The 16,589-nt window shown below is 71.6% G+C and carries 14 protein-coding genes and 1 pseudogene; 7 read left to right on the top strand and 8 right to left on the bottom strand.

Translation table 11 applies throughout. The annotated features are described in order from the left end of the window. Window positions 1–137 precede the first annotated feature (137 nt). From ACVCAG_RS08390 to hrcA, 3 genes are all read right to left on the bottom strand, one after another. Window positions 138–869 (bottom strand): 16S rRNA (uracil(1498)-N(3))-methyltransferase, encoded by a 732-nt coding sequence (locus tag ACVCAG_RS08390; RefSeq protein WP_440083122.1) that lies wholly within the window; start codon window positions 867–869, stop codon window positions 138–140. Window positions 870–977: 108 nt separating this feature from the next. Further along, window positions 978–2,117, bottom strand: a complete 1,140-nt coding sequence (dnaJ, locus tag ACVCAG_RS08385; RefSeq protein ID WP_440083121.1) for a molecular chaperone DnaJ — start codon at window positions 2,115–2,117, stop codon at window positions 978–980. Between the two features lie 14 nt (window positions 2,118–2,131). Then, window positions 2,132–3,145 (bottom strand): heat-inducible transcriptional repressor HrcA, encoded by a 1,014-nt coding sequence (gene hrcA, locus ACVCAG_RS08380; protein WP_440083180.1) that lies wholly within the window; start codon window positions 3,143–3,145, stop codon window positions 2,132–2,134. A 182-nt stretch (window positions 3,146–3,327) separates the two neighbouring features. On the opposite strand from hrcA, the gene ACVCAG_RS08375 reads away from it, so the two are divergent. The 3 genes from ACVCAG_RS08375 to ACVCAG_RS08365 are packed head-to-tail and all read left to right on the top strand — an operon-like array spanning window position 3,328 to window position 5,686. Further along, the gene (locus ACVCAG_RS08375; RefSeq protein ID WP_440083120.1) at window positions 3,328–4,077 is read left to right on the top strand and encodes a hypothetical protein; all 750 of its coding nucleotides are present in this window, start codon (window positions 3,328–3,330) and stop codon (window positions 4,075–4,077) included. Between the two features lie 58 nt (window positions 4,078–4,135). Continuing rightward, window positions 4,136–4,960 (top strand): DUF3097 domain-containing protein, encoded by an 825-nt coding sequence (locus tag ACVCAG_RS08370; RefSeq protein WP_440083119.1) that lies wholly within the window; start codon window positions 4,136–4,138, stop codon window positions 4,958–4,960. 33 nt (window positions 4,961–4,993) lie between these two features. Beyond that, entirely contained in the window at window positions 4,994–5,686 is a 693-nt protein-coding gene (locus tag ACVCAG_RS08365; protein WP_440083118.1) for a DUF4870 domain-containing protein, read from the top strand. Between the two features lie 24 nt (window positions 5,687–5,710). Here ACVCAG_RS08365 and hemW read toward each other — a convergent pair whose 3' ends face one another. Together hemW and ACVCAG_RS08355 are read right to left on the bottom strand one after the other, a co-directional pair. Then, the gene (gene hemW / locus ACVCAG_RS08360; protein WP_440083117.1) at window positions 5,711–6,922 is read right to left on the bottom strand and encodes a radical SAM family heme chaperone HemW; all 1,212 of its coding nucleotides are present in this window, start codon (window positions 6,920–6,922) and stop codon (window positions 5,711–5,713) included. An 83-nt stretch (window positions 6,923–7,005) separates the two neighbouring features. Next, window positions 7,006–7,602 carry a hypothetical protein gene (locus tag ACVCAG_RS08355; RefSeq protein WP_440083116.1) on the bottom strand — a complete coding sequence of 199 codons (597 nt, stop codon included), beginning with the start codon at window positions 7,600–7,602 and terminating at the stop codon, window positions 7,006–7,008. Between the two features lie 500 nt (window positions 7,603–8,102). On the opposite strand from ACVCAG_RS08355, the gene ACVCAG_RS08350 reads away from it, so the two are divergent. Continuing rightward, entirely contained in the window at window positions 8,103–9,380 is a 1,278-nt protein-coding gene (locus ACVCAG_RS08350) for a glycosyl hydrolase family 18 protein (RefSeq protein WP_440083115.1), read from the top strand. 164 nt (window positions 9,381–9,544) lie between these two features. Here the strand turns inward: ACVCAG_RS08350 and lepA are convergent, their stop codons facing one another. Continuing rightward, a complete protein-coding gene (gene lepA, locus ACVCAG_RS08345) occupies window positions 9,545–11,416 on the bottom strand; it encodes a translation elongation factor 4 (protein WP_440083114.1) in 1,872 nt (623 codons plus the stop codon). Between the two features lie 41 nt (window positions 11,417–11,457). Between lepA and ACVCAG_RS08340 the strand changes: the two genes are divergently transcribed. Together ACVCAG_RS08340 and rpsT are read left to right on the top strand one after the other, a co-directional pair. Then, window positions 11,458–12,459 carry a hypothetical protein gene (locus ACVCAG_RS08340; protein ID WP_440083113.1) on the top strand — a complete coding sequence of 334 codons (1,002 nt, stop codon included), beginning with the start codon at window positions 11,458–11,460 and terminating at the stop codon, window positions 12,457–12,459. Between the two features lie 168 nt (window positions 12,460–12,627). Beyond that, window positions 12,628–12,900: a 30S ribosomal protein S20 gene (gene rpsT, locus ACVCAG_RS08335; RefSeq protein WP_440070123.1), complete on the top strand. Its 273-nt coding sequence runs from the start codon at window positions 12,628–12,630 to the stop codon at window positions 12,898–12,900. 118 nt (window positions 12,901–13,018) lie between these two features. Here rpsT and holA read toward each other — a convergent pair whose 3' ends face one another. Next, on the bottom strand, window positions 13,019–13,990 hold the full coding sequence (holA, locus tag ACVCAG_RS08330) for a DNA polymerase III subunit delta (protein ID WP_440083112.1): 972 nt from the start codon (window positions 13,988–13,990) through the stop codon (window positions 13,019–13,021). Between the two features lie 109 nt (window positions 13,991–14,099). On the opposite strand from holA, the gene ACVCAG_RS08325 reads away from it, so the two are divergent. Beyond that, a complete protein-coding gene (locus ACVCAG_RS08325; RefSeq protein WP_440083111.1) occupies window positions 14,100–14,255 on the top strand; it encodes a hypothetical protein in 156 nt (51 codons plus the stop codon). 507 nt (window positions 14,256–14,762) lie between these two features. Here the strand turns inward: ACVCAG_RS08325 and ACVCAG_RS08320 are convergent. Beyond that, a pseudogene (locus tag ACVCAG_RS08320) lies at window positions 14,763–16,124 on the bottom strand (ComEC/Rec2 family competence protein); the annotation flags it as partial. Window positions 16,125–16,589 lie beyond the last annotated feature (465 nt).

Genomic DNA, 16,589 nt, shown 5'->3' with positions numbered 1-16,589 from the left:
TCACCCACTCGCGGGGGCGGGTCTCCGGGGGCCTCACGGACACTCCCCGGTGGCCTCACGCTTCCCGGGGCCTCACGACACGGATTCGCCGGGACCGGCGACCGCCGAGGGGTGACCCGCCGCGCACCGGCGGGATGTCACCAGCGGCCGCTGCGCGTCTGGAGCACCGCCGCCGCGACGACCCCGGCGGTCGAGGTACGCAGCACCGTCGGCCCGAGCAGCGCCGGCACCGCCTTGGCCTCAAGGAACGCGGCGATCTCCTCGCCCGAGACCCCGCCCTCGGGGCCGACCACCACGACGATGTCACCACCGGCGGGAAGGGGCAGGCCGGACAGCGGGGCGGCGGCCTCCTCGTGCAGCACCACGCCCAGCGCCGCCGCCGACAGCAGGCCGGCGACCTTCGCGGTGGACGCGAGCTCCGTCACCTCCGGCAGGTGGAAACGGCGCGACTGCTTGCCCGCCTCGCGTGCCGTGGACCGCCAGCGGGCCAGCGCCTTGGCCGCCCGCTCGCCCTTCCACTGGGTGACGCACCTGGCCGCGGCCCAGGGGACGATCACGTCGACCCCCGCCTCGGTCATCATCTCCACGGCCAGCTCGCCCCGGTCGCCCTTGGGCAGGCCCTGGACCACGACCAGGCGCGGTGACGGCACGGGCACGTCGTGGCGGCGCAGCACCTCGACCCGGAGCGAGTCCCTGCCCGCCTCGGTCACCACGCACTCGGCGACGGAACCCGCCCCGTCGGTCAGGTCGAGCCGCTCCCCCGCCCGCAGCCGCCGTACGGCCGCCGCGTGGCGCCCCTCGGGACCGCCGAAGACGAACGCCGGCCTGGCCAGGTCGGCGGGGTCGGCCAGGAAGACCGGGACGGTCATGGGCCGTCGGAGCCGGCCCGGCCCGGGTGACACACCCCCGGGACGGCCTGGGCGGGACGCCCCGGCCGCGGTCGGGCCAGGCCGCGAGGTGACCGGGCTCGGGCCGGGTCAGCGGCCATTGAAGGCGTCCCGCAGGCGGGAGAAGAAGCTCTGCTGCCCGGGGGCGAACTTGCCCGGCGGGCGCTCCTCGCCGCGGAGCCTGGCGAGCTCCTTCAGCAGCTCCTCCTGCTCGGCGTCGAGGCGGGAGGGGGTCTCCACGTTCACGTGGATCAGCAGGTCGCCGCGGCCCGTCTCGTTCAGGCGCTGCACGCCCCGCCCGTAGAGCGGGATCGTCTGCCCCGACTGCGTGCCGGGACGGATGTCGAGGTCCTCGGCGCCGTCGAGCGTCTCCATGGTCAGGATGGTGCCGAGCGCGGCCGCGGTCATCGGGATCTGCACGGTGCAGTGCAGGTCGTCGCCGCGCCTCTCGAAGATCTCGTGGGGACGCTCGACGATCTCCAGGAACAGGTCGCCGGGCGGGCCTCCCCCCGGGCCGATCTCGCCCTCGCCGGCGAGCTGGATGTGGGTGCCGTCCTCGACCCCGGCCGGGATGCGGACCTTGATGGTCCGCCGGGTGCGGACCCGGCCGTCGCCGGAGCACTCCTGGCAGGGGTTGCGGATGATCGACCCGAAGCCGCCGCACTGGGGGCAGGGGCGGGAGGTCATGACCTGGCCGAGGAAGGACCGGGTGACCTGGGAGACCTCACCCCGGCCGTGACACATGTCACAGGTGTCGGGGTGGGTGCCGGCGGCCGCGCCGGAGCCCGTGCAGACCTCGCAGACCACGGCGGTGTCGACGACCAGCTCGCGGGTCGTGCCGAAGCCCGACTCGCGCAGGTCGAGCTCGACCCGGATGGTGGCGTTGCGCCCGCGTCGGGCACGGGAGCGGGGACCCCGGCCGCCGCCACCGGCCGCGCCGAAGAAGGCGTCCATGATGTCGCTGAACGGGAAGCCTGCGCCGAAGCCCCCGGCCCCCGCGCCGCCGCCCGAGGCGAACGGGTCGCCGCCCATGTCGTACATCTGCCGCTTGCTGGAGTCGGACAGGACCTCGTAGGCCTGCGTGATCTCCTTGAAGCGTTCCTGGGTCTCGGGGTCGGGGTTGACGTCGGGATGCAGCTCGCGCGCCAGGCGTCGGTACGCCTTCTTGATCTCTTCCGCACTGGCGTCGCGGCGCACCCCGAGGGTGCCGTAGTAGTCGCTCTTAGCCACTTTTCGTTGACCTCTTATGATGCAGCCAGGATCTGGCTGACGTAGCGTGCCACCGCGCGCACCGCGCCCATCGTGACCGGGTAGTCCATTCGCGTCGGGCCCAGCACACCGAGCCGGGCCAGTTGCTTGTCCCCAGAACCGTATCCGGCGGCGACGATGGACGTGCCCTGGAGTCCGGTGTAGGGGTTCTCCGAGCCGATCCGCACGGTCAGCGCCGAAAGGTCGGAGGTCTCACCGAGCAGTCGCATGAGCACGACCTGCTCTTCCAGAGCCTCCAGCACGTCGCGGAGCCCGACGGTGAAGTCGGCTCCCGCGAGGTTGGCGGCTCCGGCAAAAACGATCTTCTCATCGTGCCGGTCCACCAGGGACTCCAGCAGCACTGACAGGATAGTGGCAGCGAGCGGCCGGTCTTCCGCGGGCAGCCGCTCCGGCAGGTCGGCGACCTTGTCGGGGACGCTGGTGAGCCCGCACCCGTCGAGGGAGGCGTTGAGCATCGCGCGCAGATGGGCCACGCGCTGCTCGTCGACGACGTGGGGCAGCTCGATCACGCGCTGCTCGACCCTGCCGGTGTTGGTGATGAGCACGAACATCAGCCGGCGCTCGCTCAGCGGCACCAGCTCGACGTGCCTGACCGTCGAGTGGGTCAGCGTCGGGTACTGCACCACGGCGACCTGCCGGGTGAGCTGGGCCAGCAGCCGCACCGTCCTCATGACGACGTCGTCGATGTCCACCGCGCCCGCGAGGAAGCTCTCGATGGCCTTGCGTTCCGCGCTCGACAGGGGTTTCACCTGCGAGAGGCGGTCGACGAAGAGCCGGTAGCCCTTGTCGGTGGGCACCCGGCCGGCGCTGGTGTGGGGCTGGGCGATGTAGCCCTGCTCCTCCAGCACCGCCATGTCGTTGCGGATCGTCGCCGGGGACACCCCCAGGTTGTGCCGGTCCGCGAGGGCTTTCGAACCCACCGGCTCGTTGGTGGACACGTAGTCCTCGACGATGGCGCGGAGCACGGCGAGCTTGCGGTCGTCGACCAACGTGGTCACCTCCCTGCCTGCGTTCAGAGGGAAACACGAGGTTTGGCACTCTGTGTTCCCGAGTGCCAAGTGTACGGCCCCGGTGCGGAAGGCGCGATAAGCAAGAGCTGCGGATGATGACGGCAAGCCGTTGTCAAGTCAACTGCTATCGCGATCCAAGCGGCACCCATCAGAATTCGGTCATGTCCAACGATTTCGGTTCTTATCCGGGTGACGCCTCCCGCGGCCCCGGTCACGGCGGCCCCCAGCAGCCGTATGGCCAGCAGCAGTACGGCCAGCAGCCTCCCTCGTACGGTTACGCGCCTCCCGGTTACGGCGCCCCGCAGGGACCGCCGCCCCCCGCCGGGAAGATCAAGCCCGGCATCGGGTGGATCGTCGGGGTCTGGCTGCTCGCCCTGGTCAGCGTCATCGTCGGCATCGGCGGCTTCGCCGGCGGCCTCGTCGGCGCGGTCACCGACGCGGCCCCGACGCAGACCTTCGCTCCCGGCGAGGCCAAGACGGTCACGATCGACCCGGCGGACAAGCCTGCGATCTACGTCGCCACGGGCGGGCCCACCCGGTTCGAGTGCACGCTGAAGGGCGGCACGGGCACCCCCAGGCTGCAGAAGCCGGACCTCCAGCAGACCGTCGCGGGGTCCGACGGGGTCACCTGGGAGATGGGCCTGCGGGTCGGCGTGGACCAGGCGGGTGACTACCAGGTCCAGTGCTCCGCCGATCCCGCCGAGGGCACCAGGTTCGGCGTGGGCAAGGAGCTCGCCGCCGAATCGCTGGTGGGCGGGGTGGTCGCCCTGTTCGTGATCCCCGGCGTCGGGATCCTGCTCGCCATCGTCGTGACGATCGTCGTACTGGTGAAGCGCGGCAACGCCCGCAAGCGCCGGGCCGCCGCGGTGCCGGTGGGGCAGTGGGGACAGCCGGGACCCTACGGCAGGTGACGGTGGTGTTTGCTAGCGTCCCACCTGATCCCCGGCGAGAGAGGGTGGGCGGTCGGTGATGTACGAGCGTGACGTTCTGGCGGGAGACTGGCGGCGCCCGCGCAGGGGGACGATCCCCCAGGTGCCCGCGGAGCTCGACCTGGTCGTCGAGGACGCCGACGGCGGCTTCTGCGGCGCCGTGGTGGCCTGCGACAAGGAGGCCGTCACCCTGGAGGACCGCTTCGGGCGCCGGCGGGTGTTCCCGCTGGAGCCGGCCGCGTTCCTTCTGGAGGGCAAGGTGGTGACGCTCGTACGGCCCGCCGCGGCACCGCGCGGTCCCCGGCGGAGCGCGTCGGGTTCCATCGCGGTGGAGGGCCTGCGGGCCCAGGTCGCCAAGGAGAGCCGGATCTACGTGGAGGGCGTGCACGACGCCGCGCTCGTGGAGAAGGTCTGGGGGCACGACCTGCGGGTCGAGGGCGTGGTCGTGGAGTACCTGGAGGGGGTCGACCACCTGCCCTCGATCGTCGAGGAGTTCGGCCCGGGGCCGGGGCGGCGGCTGGGCGTGCTCGTCGACCACCTGGTCCCCGGTTCCAAGGAGAGCCGGATCGCCGCGCAGGTCTCCTCACCGCACGTGCTGATCGTCGGGCATCCGTTCGTGGACGTCTGGCAGGCGGTCAGGCCGCACGTGCTCAAGATCCCCTCCTGGCCCTCGGTGCCGCGCGGCGTGCCCTGGAAGGAGGGCGTCATCGCCGCGCTGGGCTGGAACGTGGAGCCCGGCGCCGCATGGCGCCACATTCTCGGATCGGTCACGACATATGCCGATCTAGAGCCCGAGCTCCTCGGCCCCGTCGAGGAGCTGATCGACTTCGTGACGGTTCCCGGCGAGGACGGCCAGCCCGTCTGACCCGTCAGGGCCGTCAACCCATCAGGAGGGGACATGAGCGAGAACCCCGAGGACCCGCCGGGCGACGACCGGACGCGGCGCATCGGCGATCCCCCGCCCGGCCACACGTGGCCGGGCCAGGGTGCCCCGCCTCCCGGCCAGGGCTACGGAGTGCCTGACCAGGGGTACGGGCAACCCGGTCAGGGGTACGGGCAACCCGGCCAGGGCTACGGGCAGCCGAGTCAGGAATACGGGCAGCCGGACCCGAGGTACGGGGGCTACCCGCCGCCCGCCTCACCGTACGACGCGGGCGGTTACCAGAGCGGCCCCACGGGCGGCCACCAGCCCGGATACTCCCAGTACGGCGCGTACGGCGCGGCACAGGGATACGGCTACCAGGCTCCGCCGGGCACGTACGGACCGCGGCCCGGCAGCGACGACGCCACCATGTCGATGCTCGCCCACCTGCTGGGCCTGCTGACCTCCTTCGTCGGGCCGCTGGTGCTCTATCTGGCGAAGAAGGACGAGTCGCCCTACGTGCGCGACCAGGCCGCCGAGGCGCTCAACTTCCAGCTCACAGTGCTGATCGTCTACTTCGTCTCCTGGATCCTGGCGTTCGTGCTCATCGGTTTCGTGCTGATGTTCTTCCTGTGGGTCGCGTCGATCGTCATGGCGATCGTCGCCGCGGTGGCGGCCAACCGGGGAGAGAGGTACCGCTATCCGATGAACATCCGCTTCGTCAGCTGACCTGTCCGGGCCCGGGGTGGAGCCTCAGGTGAGGTCGCGGACCAGGGCGTCGGCCAGCAGGCGGCCGCGCAGGGTGAGCACCGCGCGGCCCGCCTTGAACGGCTCCACCTCCAGCAGGCCGTCGGCCAGCGCGCGGGCGACCACCGGGGGGCGTTCCAGCTCCCGGAGCGGGAAGCCCCGGGCGAGCCGCAGCTCCAGCATCAGCCGTTCCACCGCCCGGTCCTGAGGGCCCAGCACCTCGCGCGCGTGCGCGGGCGAGGTGCCCGCGGCCAGGCGCTGGGCGTAGGCGGCGGGGTGCTTGACGTTCCACCAGCGGGTGCCGCCGACGTGGCTGTGCGCCCCGGGGCCGACGCCCCACCAGTCGCCGCCGGTCCAGTACAGCAGGTTGTGCCGGCAGCGCCCGGCCTCCGAGGTCGCCCAGTTGGACACCTCGTACCACTCGAACCCCGCCTCGGCCAGCATGGCGTCGGCGATCAGGTAACGGTCGGCGGCCACGTCGTCGTCGGGCATCGGGAGCTCGCCGCGCCTGATCCTGGCGGCCAGCCTCGTCCCGTCCTCGACGATCAGCGAGTACGCGGAGACGTGGTCGGGGCCCGCCTCGATCGCCGCGGCCAGCGACGCGCGCCAGTCGTCGTCGCTCTCCCCGGGCGTGCTGTAGATCAGGTCGAGGTTGACGTGGTCGAACCCCGCCTCCCTCGCCTCCCGTACGGCCCGCGCGGGGCGGCCGGGGGTGTGGCGGCGGTCCAGCACCTGGAGCACGTGCTCGCGGGCGCTCTGCATCCCGAAGCTCATCCGGTTGAACCCGCCCGCGCGCAACTCCGCCAGGTAGGCGGGATCCACCGACTCGGGGTTGGCCTCGGTGCTCACCTCGGCGCCGGGGGCGAGCCCGAACTCCTCCTCGATCGCCCGCAGGATCCGTACAAGGTCGCCGGCGGGGAGCAGGGTGGGGGTTCCCCCGCCGAAGAACACGGTCTCGACGGGGAGGTGCGCGGCGCCGAGGTTGGCCCGCGCCCGTCGCACCTCGTCGACGGCGGTGTCCGCGTAGTCCTTCTGCGACGCGCCGGGACCGAGCTCGGACGCCGTGTAGGTGTTGAAGTCGCAGTAACCACACCGGGTCACGCAGAAGGGGACGTGGACGTAGAAGCCGAAGGGGCGCTCGCCGAGCCCGGCGAGCGCGCTCTCCGGGAGCTCGCCCGAGGCGGGCGCGGGGTCCCCGTCGGGAAGTGTGGATGGCACGCCCCAAGTCTGCCGCCTCCTCCGCGATGCCCGGTACGCCGAGGATCCGGTGCTCGGGGACGCCGAAGCGGCACTCCCGGGCGTCAGATCTCGTGCTCGTCCCGCACCGGCAGGCCGTACCGCCGGGCGAGGGGGTTCCACAGCTTCAGAAAGCCCCGTTTGGCGGTGGTCGCCTCGCCGGAGAAGGCGAGACCGCGCCGGTAGTCGTCGTCGCGGCTCCAGGCGCGGCTGCACCCGGCCTCCTGGCGGGTCGCCCAGGCGAGGAACGCCTCGTCGGCGTTGAACGAGGCGGTCAGGGCCCTGGTGAGGCGCGCCTTGACCGCGTCGCCGCCGTCGAGCTCGCCGGTGCCCAGCGCGTCGACCTGGATCACCTGCTCGCGGCGGGCCGCGGTGATCCGCTGGAGCGTGGCGAGCCCGGTGGCGGTGCCCTCGCAGGAGCGCAGCTGGTCGAGGGCCGAGCCGAGGCCCGATCTGGAGCCGCCGCTGTCGGCGAGCAGGGCGTCGAGGACCCTGGCCTGGGTCTCGGCGTCCTGGGGCCCCTGGGGGGCGCGCCCCGCCGGGGGTGTCTCGGCCTCGGCCTCCGCCCGGTCGCCGGTCGTCGCCGTCCGGATGCCGCCCGCCACGGACGTTTCGCCGCCTCGCGGGGTGAGCCAGAAGGACCCCGCGGTGGCCAGCGACATCGCGAGGACCGTGGCCGTCGCGACCAGTGGCCAGACCTTGCGATCCTCGCGGGGCGGCCGGTCCCGGCCTCGGCCCGGCGGCGGTGCCGGAGCCCGGTCCCCCGCCGGGGGTTGCCGGGGCCGCTGGTCCGGGGGGAGATGCTGCTGCCAGTCGGCGGGGTCCTGCCGCCACTCCTCCGGCGGGACCCGGGCCCCGCCCGCGGGAACGTCCCGCGAGGGCTGAGCCGGTGGAAACCGGGCCGGCGAGGACTGATCCAGCGGAGGCCGGCCCCCCGTCGACGCCCCGCACCCGGGGCATCGCGACAGCCCGCGCACAGGGGTGCCACATCGGTTGCAGAACGCCTGCTGCTCCATGCCTTACCAAGTTAGCCGAAGCATCCCGCCGTCCACCGGTCAAAACGCCGTTGGCCGTTGACGGCCAGATCCCGCAGGTCTACGATCCGGGAAAACTTAAAGGAAAGTTTCCTATAAGTTACTTATTTCAAGCAGTGGAGAAGCCCGTGCAGAGACTCCTCCGTAAAATGCTCGCGGCAGCCCTCGCCGCGGGTCTCGCGGCCGTGGCCGTGCCGGCCGCGGCCCAGGCCCAGACCCCCCGGGAGCACGGTGACCGCTACAAGCGGGTCGCCTACTTCATCCAGTGGGGCGTCTACGGTCGCAACTACCACGTCAAGGACATGGAGACCAGCGGCGCCGCCGCCAAGCTGACCCACATCAACTACGCCTTCGGCTTCGTCAACGCCGGGGGCGACTGCTACTCCCCCGACCCGTGGGCCGACTGGCAGCGCCCGGTGCCCGCCGAACAGAGCGTGGACGGCGTCGCCGACACCGAGGGCCAGGCGCTGAACGGCAACCTGAACCAGCTGAAGAAGCTCAAGGCCAAGCACCCCGGCCTCAAGGCGCTGATCTCCCTCGGCGGCTGGACCGGTTCGAAGTACTTCTCCGACGCGGTGCTGACCCCCGAGGGCCGTGCCAAGCTCGCCTCCTCCTGCATCGACCTGTGGCTCAAGGGCAACCTGCCCGGCACCGCCGCCGGTACCGGGGCGGGCGTGTTCGACGGCATCGACCTCGACTGGGAGTGGCCCGGTTCCTCCGGGGCCGACGGCAACATCATCCGTCCCGAGGACAAGCGGAACTTCACCCTGTTCGTCACCGAGCTCCGCCGCCAGATGAACGAGTTCGACCGGCGCACCGAGCTGACCGCCTTCCTGCCCGCCGCCGCCGCGAAGATCGACGCGGGCTTCGAGGTCCGCGACGTCTTCAGGCAGCTCACCTTCGCCACCGTTCAGGGCTATGACCTGCACGGCTCGTGGGAGACCGTCACCGGCCACAACGGCAACCTGTTCAACGACCGGCGCGACCCCCACCCGGTGAAGTACAGCGTGGACCAGACCGTCCGCGACTACCTGACGCGCGGCGCACCCGCCAAGAAGATCGTGGTGGGCGTACCGGCGTACGGCCAGGGCTGGACCGGCGTCACCGGCGGGAGGAACGGCCTGTACGGCACCGCCACCGGCCCCGCTCCCGGCACCTTCGCCGCGGGAAGCGAGGACTACAAGATCCTCGTGAACAAGCCGGGCAAGCGCTACCGCGACCTGCTGACCGGGTCCGTGTGGCTCTACGACGGCAACGAGTTCTGGTCCTACGACGACCCGGCCTCGCTGCTCCAGAAGGCGGCCTACATCCGTCTGAAGGACCTCGGCGGCTCGATGATGTGGTCCATCGACCAGGACGACACCAAGGCGTCGCTCACCTCGGCGCTCTACAGCGTCCTGCGCTGAGCGACCCCCTCATACCGGGCGAGGCCGCAGGATCCGGGTCACCAGCGGCCTCGCCCGCACGTTCTTCCCCCGGCGCCCTTCACCCCTGGCCGAGCCGGTGCGGGGACGGCGCGGGGTGGGCCGGGCCGGTCGCGGGGCGGACCCGGGCGCGCCTGGGGGAGTGCCTACTTCTTGGCCTTGTCCGTGGAGGACTCGGTGGACAGCGCGGCGACGAACGCCTCCTGGGGAACCTCGACGCGGCCGACCATCTTCATCCGCTTCTTGCCCTCCTTCTGCTTCTCCAGCAGCTTGCGCTTGCGGGAGATGTCGCCGCCGTAGCACTTGGCGAGGACGTCCTTGCGGATGGCGCGGATGTTCTCCCGGGCGATGACCCGGGCACCGATGGCCGCCTGGATCGGCACCTCGAACTGCTGCCTGGGAATGAGCTCGCGCAGCTTCTTGGCCATCTCGACCCCGTAGGCGTACGACTTCTCCCGGTGGACGATGGCGCTGAAGGCGTCCACGGCCTCGCCCTGGAGCAGGATGTCGACCTTCACCAGGTCCGACTCCTGCTCGCCCGAGGGCTCGTAGTCCAGCGAGGCGTAGCCGCGCGTACGGGACTTGAGCTGGTCGAAGAAGTCGAAGATGATCTCGCCGAGCGGCATGGTGTAGCGGATCTCGACGCGGTCCTCGGACAGGTAGTCCATGCCCTGCAGGTTGCCCCGGCGGTTCTGGCAGAGCTCCATGATGGCGCCGATGAACTCCGAGGGGACGAGCACGGTCGTCTTGACCATCGGCTCGAAGACCTTCTCCACCTTGCCGGTGGGGAACTCCGAGGGGTTGGTGACGACGACCTCCTTGCCGTCCTCCATGATCACCCGGTAGACCACGTTGGGCGCGGTGGAGATGAGCGAGAGGTTGAACTCACGCTCCAGCCGCTCGCGGACGATCTCCATGTGGAGCAGGCCGAGGAAGCCGCAGCGGAATCCGAAGCCCAGGGCCGCGGAGGTCTCCGGCTCGTAGTCCAGGGCCGCGTCGTTGAGCTGGAGCTTGTCCAGGGCCTCGCGAAGGTCGGGGTAGTCGTCACCGTCGATCGGATACAGGCCGGAGAAGACCATGGGCTTGGGGTGCTCGTAGCCGCTGAGCGCCTTGAGTGCCGGACGCGTCACGGAGGTCACCGTGTCGCCGACCCGCGACTGGCGGACGTCCTTCACGCCGGTGATCAGGTAGCCCACCTCGCCGACGCCGAGCCCCTTGTCGGCGATCTTCGGCTCGGGCGAGATGACGCCGATCTCCAGCGTCTCGTGGGCCGCGGTGGTGGACATCATCAGGATGCGCTCGCGCTTGCCCAGGTGACCGTCCATCACCCGGACGTACGTGATCACGCCGCGGTAGGTGTCGTACACCGAGTCGAAGATCAGCGCGCGGGCGGGCGCGTCGGCGTCGCCGACCGGGGCCGGGACGTTCGCCACCACGTGGTCCAGCAGCTCGCGGACGCCGATGCCGGTCTTGCCGGAGACCCTCAGCACGTCCTCGGGCTCGCAGCCGATGAGGTGGGCGATCTCCGCGGCGTACTTCTCCGGCTGGGCGGCCGGCAGGTCGATCTTGTTGAGCACCGGGATGATCGTCATGTCGTTGTTCATGGCCAGGTAGAGGTTGGCCAGGGTCTGCGCCTCGATGCCCTGCGCGGCGTCGACCAGCAGGATCGCGCCCTCACACGCCTGGAGCGACCGGGAGACCTCGTAGGTGAAGTCGACGTGCCCGGGGGTGTCGATCATGTTGAGGACGTAGTCGGTGTCGCCGACCTGCCACGGCAGCCTGACCGCCTGCGACTTGATCGTGATGCCGCGCTCGCGCTCGATGTCCATCCGGTCGAGATACTGGGCGCGCATGGAACGGTCGTCGACCACTCCGGTGATCTGCAGCATGCGGTCGGCGAGCGTCGACTTGCCATGGTCGATATGCGCGATGATGCAGAAGTTGCGGAGCACAGCGGGGTCGGTCTGGCCAGGCTGAATGCGCACCGGGGTCCGTTTCAACAGATTGATGACGATCATACGGCTGGCATGCCAGCCGTCTTCCATGGTGACATGTCCGGGTGATTGCCCGGACCAGAGCACGGCGCGGCCTGCGGTTCCTCGCTATGGTGGCGGCCCTGCTCCTCGCGCTTCCAGGGGTGGCCGTGGCCACCCTCACCCTGCAGTTTACCGGGACACCCGCCCCATGGGCGAAGACGACCGGCCACGACGCCCTGTGGCTGGGCCACGCGTGGGTCGATGGCCGCAAGACGGCCGACGACGTGCGCACCCTCGCCGCCCGGCTGCGAAAGACCGGGATCAAGGACGTGTACGTCCATTCTGGCCCGTTCGACCCGGACGGGACACTACCTGTCGCCAAATATCCGAAGGCGGCCGACTTCCTGAAGTGGTGGCGCGAGGAACTCCCCAAGGTCAGGGTGTCGGCCTGGCTCGGCCAGAAGGTCGACGGCGTCCTGGACCTCGACGACGCGGCCTCCAGGCAGCGCGTGCTGGACGGCGCCCGCGCGATCACGGCGCTCGGCTTCGACGGCGTCCACTACAACTTCGAGCCGATCGGCGACGGCGACACCGACTTCCTCGACCTGCTGACCCGGACCCGCGCGATCGTGGGCGACGGCCTGCTGTCCACCTCGACCCCGCAGATCGAGCCGTTCCCGCTCGTCCGCCCGGCCGCGCGCGCCGCCATCGGCCACGACAAGTACTGGTCACCCGACTACTTCCGCCAGGTGGCGAAGCTCACCGACCAGGTGGCGATCATGACCTACGACTCCTACCTCCCCTTCCCCTCCGTCTACGGCGGCTACGTCGTACGGCAGAGCTCGCTGGCGCTGGAGCTCGTCCCCGAGGAGAAGACGGTGCTGATCGGCGCCCCGGCCTATCACGACCACGACGTCTCCTGGGCCGACGCGGCCGAGAGCGTCGAGAAGGCGGCCAGGGGCGCCCGGCTGGCGTTGACCTCGTACGGCAAACCGCGTGAACGGTTCGGCCTGGCGCTCTACGTCGACTTCGCCGCCACCAAGGAGGACTGGGCGGAGTACGAGAAGTTCTGGTTCAAGCCGTGAGGATTACGGTCCGAGCCACCACGACCACACGCTAAACTGATCAGGCATCCTTCTGCCTGGCCTGTCGATTTGAGTGTCGACCATGGCAGTTGGTAGCCTAGTCAACTGCGTGTGGCGCGCCCTCTCTGCCCGCGCGCCCCATCCAACGACATTCACCGAGGCTTCTTCGTGGCGAACATCAAGTCCCAGATCAAGCGCAACCGGCAGAACGAGAAGGCCCGGCTGCGTAACAAGGCTGTCAAGTCTTCCCTGAAGACGGCCATCCGCAAGTTCCGCGAGGCCGCCGACCAGGGTAACGTCGAAGAGGCCGCCGCGCTGCAGCGCGCCGCCTCCCGCCAGCTGGACAAGGCTGCCAGCAAGGGCGTGATTCACAAGAACCAGGCCGCCAACCGCAAGTCGGCGATCGCCCAGCGCGCCGCCGCCCTGTCGGTCGCCAAGTAGCTCCACGTTTCGCGAACGCCGCACCCTTCGGGGATGCGGCGTTCTTGCGTTTCAGGCGCCTCTTCCCGGTGCCCCCCATGTCCCGCCCTGTGGCTCAGGCCGTCTCTCCCCGAAACACCTAACGCCCCGTGCGGCTGGCGACCACGGTCTGGACCATGTGCTCCAGCGCGTACGCGGGGTCGGCTCCGCCGCCCTTCACCTGCGCGTCGGCGGTGGCGGCGGCCTGGATCGCGCGGGCGAGACCCTCGGGGCCCCAGCCGTTCAGCTGCCGCTGGACCCGGTCGATCTTCCAGGGCGGCATGCCGAGATGGCTGGCGAGCTGGCCGCCCCGGAGGTTGCGGGGCGCGCCTCCCACCTTGGCCAGCGAGCGCAGGCCTCCGGCGAGCGCGCTCACCAGCAGGACCGGCGCCGTACCGGTCGAGAGCGCCCAGCGCAGCTGCTCCAGGGCGTCGCCCAGCCGTCCCTCGACGGCCGAGTCGGCCACGGTGAACCCGCTGACCTCGGCCCTGCCCCGGTGGTAGCGCGCGACGGCGGCCTCGTCGATCGTCTTGCCGGGGGTGTCGAAGGCGAGCTGGTTGCACGCGGCGGCCAGCTCGCGCAGGTCGTTGCCCACGGCGTCGAGGAGCGCGGCGGCGGCGTCGGCCCCGATGGTGCGTCCGGCCCGCTTCAGCTCCGCCTTGACGAACGCCAGGCGCTCGGCCGGTTTGGTCACCTTGGTGACGGAGACCACCTGGGCTCCGGCCTTCTTGACCCCGTCGACCAGGGCCTTCCCCTTGACGCCTCCCGGATGGACGAGGACCAGCACGGTCTCGTCCACCGGGTGGGCCGCGTAGGAGACGACCTCGGCGATGACGTCCTTGCCGAGGTCCTGGGCCGAGCGGACGACCACCACGGACCTGTCGCCGAACAGTGAGGGCGACGTCATGCGGGTGAGCTCTCCGAGCTCCATCTTCGAGCCGGGCAGATCGTGCACCTCGGCGGTCGGATCGGCGGCCTTGACCGCCGAGGTCACCTCGCTCACCGCGCGGTCGGCCAGGAGTTCCTCGTCGCCGAGTATCAGGATCACGGGTGCCGGATCGGTTGCCGCCATGACGAGCAGCATGCCATGTCCCGGTGCCGGGTGAGCCGCCGGCAAGTCGTTCGCAATCGGAATGCAGGTGCCGCGAGGCACCCTGGGAACAACACAGGAGGTGAGAACCATGACAAACTCCACTATTCGCCGCCACGCCTGCCCCCGCTGCGGAACGTCCCTCGACGAGGGTCCGATCATGTACCGTTGCGCGCGCTGCAGCCGGTCGGTCTACGCCGCCGACGTGGACACCGAGTTCCGCCGCCCGGCCAGAACCGGGAGCTGACCCGCGCTCCCCGGGCGGAACCGGGATCCGGCCCACGCCCCGGCCAGAACCAGGATCCGGCCCGCACCCTCCGGCCGGAACCGTCCGGCCGGAAGCAGGACCCGGCCCGCACCGTCCGGCCCGCACCGTCCCGCCGGAACCGAGGCCTGACCCGCACCGCCCGGCCAGGACCGGGACTCGACCCGCACCGGCCCCGCCCATCCCGGCCGGGCGCCACAAGCCGCCCGCCAACGGGGCCGCGCGCCCCCTGGCGACGACCGCCAGAGCCCCCTCGCGGACCACCACCGCGAGGTCTCCCGACAGGTCCGTCCGGTAGGCGCGCATGCCGAGCCGGTGCAGCGCGGTCAGGGTCGACGGGGCGGGGTGGCCGTAGCCGTTGTCCGCCCCCACGCTGATCAGAGCGGCGCGGGCACCGGAGGCGGCGAGGAAGGCCGGGTCGTACCTGCCCGAGCCGTGGTGGGGAACCTTGAGGATCTCGGCGGGCGGCAGGCCACGCCGGAGCAGCTCCGCCTGGGCCTCGGTCTCGATGTCTCCGCTGAGCAGAGCCGCCCCCGCGGCCCAGCGGACGTGCATCACGACGCTGGCGTTGTTGACGGCCGCCCCTTCTCCCGCGCCGGGCGGGGAGTCCTCGGCCACCGGGCCGATGACGGTGAGCTCCGAGGGCCCGAACCGCCAGCTCGCACCGGGCCTCGCCGCCCACTCGACCACGTGGCGGCGGGCGAGATCGGCGCTCAGCCTCACCCCCTCGCGCTCTCCGGCACCGTGCGGGGTCACCATCACCGCTCCCACGGCGCGCCCGCGAAAGACACCGTCGAGACCGCCCACGTGGTCGAGGTGCGGATGGGTGAGAACGACCAGCGGCACCTCCCCGACTCCCATGGAGCGCAGGCAGCGGTCCATCGGCACCGGGTCCGGCCCCGCGTCCACCACCACGGCCCGCCCCGGCCCCGCCGCGACGAGCAGAGCGTCTCCCTGGCCGACGTCGCAGGCCACCAGTAGCCATCCGTGAGGCGGCCAGCGTGCCACGATCGGCGCGGCCACCGTCACGGCGAGGACCAGCCCGGTGAGGGCCGCCAGGACGATCAGGCGTGGCCGCCGGTGCCGCAGCACCAGCACGGCGAGTGGCACCGCACCGGCCAGCAGGAGCAGCCCGGTGACGCCTCCCGGCCACGGGATCACGCCCAGCGGGAGCGCCGCGGTGTGCTCGGCCACCTCGATGATCCATCCGGTGGCCAGTCCCGCCGGCCGGACCAGCAACTGGGCGAGCCCCATGTGCAGGGGCGCGACCAACGCCACCGCGAAACCGAGCAGGGTGGCGGGGGCCACGGCCGGGCCCGCGAGCAGGTTGGCCGGGATCGCCACCGGTGCGAGCTGTCCCGACATCAGAACCAGGACCGGGGTGACCGCGACCTGGGCGGCGGCGGCCACTGCGGTCGCCTCGGCGAACCATCGGGGCATACGGGCCGAGAGCCGGTCGCGCCAGCCCGGGGCGAGGACCAGGATGCCCGCGGTCGCCGAGACCGACAGGGCGAAGCCGTAGGAGCGGGCGAGGTCGGGGACGAAGAAGACCAGCCCCAGGACGGTCACCGACAGGGCCGCGACACCGTCGCGCGAGCGGCCCGTGCCGAGGGCGAGGGCGGCGACCCCGCCCATCAGGAGGGCCCTGAGCACGCTGGGCGAGGGCCGGGCGACGACCGCGAAGGCGACCATGGCCGCCATCGCCAGCACCGCCCGCGCCGCGAGAGGCAATCCGGCCACCCTGGCCAGCGCGACCGCCGCCCCCGCCACGACGGCGAGGTTCGCGCCGGAGACCGCGAGAAGATGGCTGAGGCCCGCCGCCTTGAAGTCGGCTTTGACCTGCTCGTCCATCCGGGACACGTCGCCGACCACCAGGCCGGGCAACAGCCCGCGCTGCGTCGGCGGCAACACGTCGGCCGCCTCCCGCAACCCCGACCTGAGTGCCCCGGCCGCGCGCTGCTCCCAGGAGGGCCCGCTCAGCACTCGCGGTGCTCCCCTGACCAGCACCACCGCCGCGAGCAGCTCTCCGGGGTCGGCCCGGCCGAAGCGCCCGCTGACCTCCACTCGCTGGCTGGGCAGCAGGGATCGCCATCCGGCGCCCGAGACGAACAGCACCACCGGAGCCCGCAGCGCCACCCTGCCCGCTCCCGTCCCGACCGACTCGACCCGGGCGGGCACCACGAAACTCTCCCGCGGGAAGGGCCCTCCCCTTCGGTTCGTCTCCCGGGGGTCGTCGGTCACCACCACCTCGGCCATCGCCGAGGCGTTCCTGCCCGCGAGCTCGGCGACCGGCCCCGTACCGACCGCGTGCACCCG

The organism is Streptosporangium sp. G12 (assembly GCF_052983175.1).
The sequence above is the reverse complement of the archived record's forward strand: the minus strand, read 5'-3'. Positions and strand labels throughout refer to the sequence as shown.

Coding starts and splice junctions, on each gene's coding strand:
- ACVCAG_RS08365 (WP_440083118.1), top strand. CDS start 4,994: ATGAGCGAGAACCCCGAGGACCCGCCGGGCGACGACCGGACGCGGCGC.
- ACVCAG_RS08370 (WP_440083119.1), top strand. CDS start 4,136: ATGTACGAGCGTGACGTTCTGGCGGGAGACTGGCGGCGCCCGCGCAGG.
- ACVCAG_RS08390 (WP_440083122.1), bottom strand. CDS start 869: ATGACCGTCCCGGTCTTCCTGGCCGACCCCGCCGACCTGGCCAGGCCG.
- holA (WP_440083112.1), bottom strand. CDS start 13,990: ATGGCGGCAACCGATCCGGCACCCGTGATCCTGATACTCGGCGACGAG.
- ACVCAG_RS08355 (WP_440083116.1), bottom strand. CDS start 7,602: ATGTCGCTGGCCACCGCGGGGTCCTTCTGGCTCACCCCGCGAGGCGGC.
- lepA (WP_440083114.1), bottom strand. CDS start 11,416: ATGATCGTCATCAATCTGTTGAAACGGACCCCGGTGCGCATTCAGCCT.
- ACVCAG_RS08375 (WP_440083120.1), top strand. CDS start 3,328: ATGTCCAACGATTTCGGTTCTTATCCGGGTGACGCCTCCCGCGGCCCC.
- ACVCAG_RS08325 (WP_440083111.1), top strand. CDS start 14,100: ATGACAAACTCCACTATTCGCCGCCACGCCTGCCCCCGCTGCGGAACG.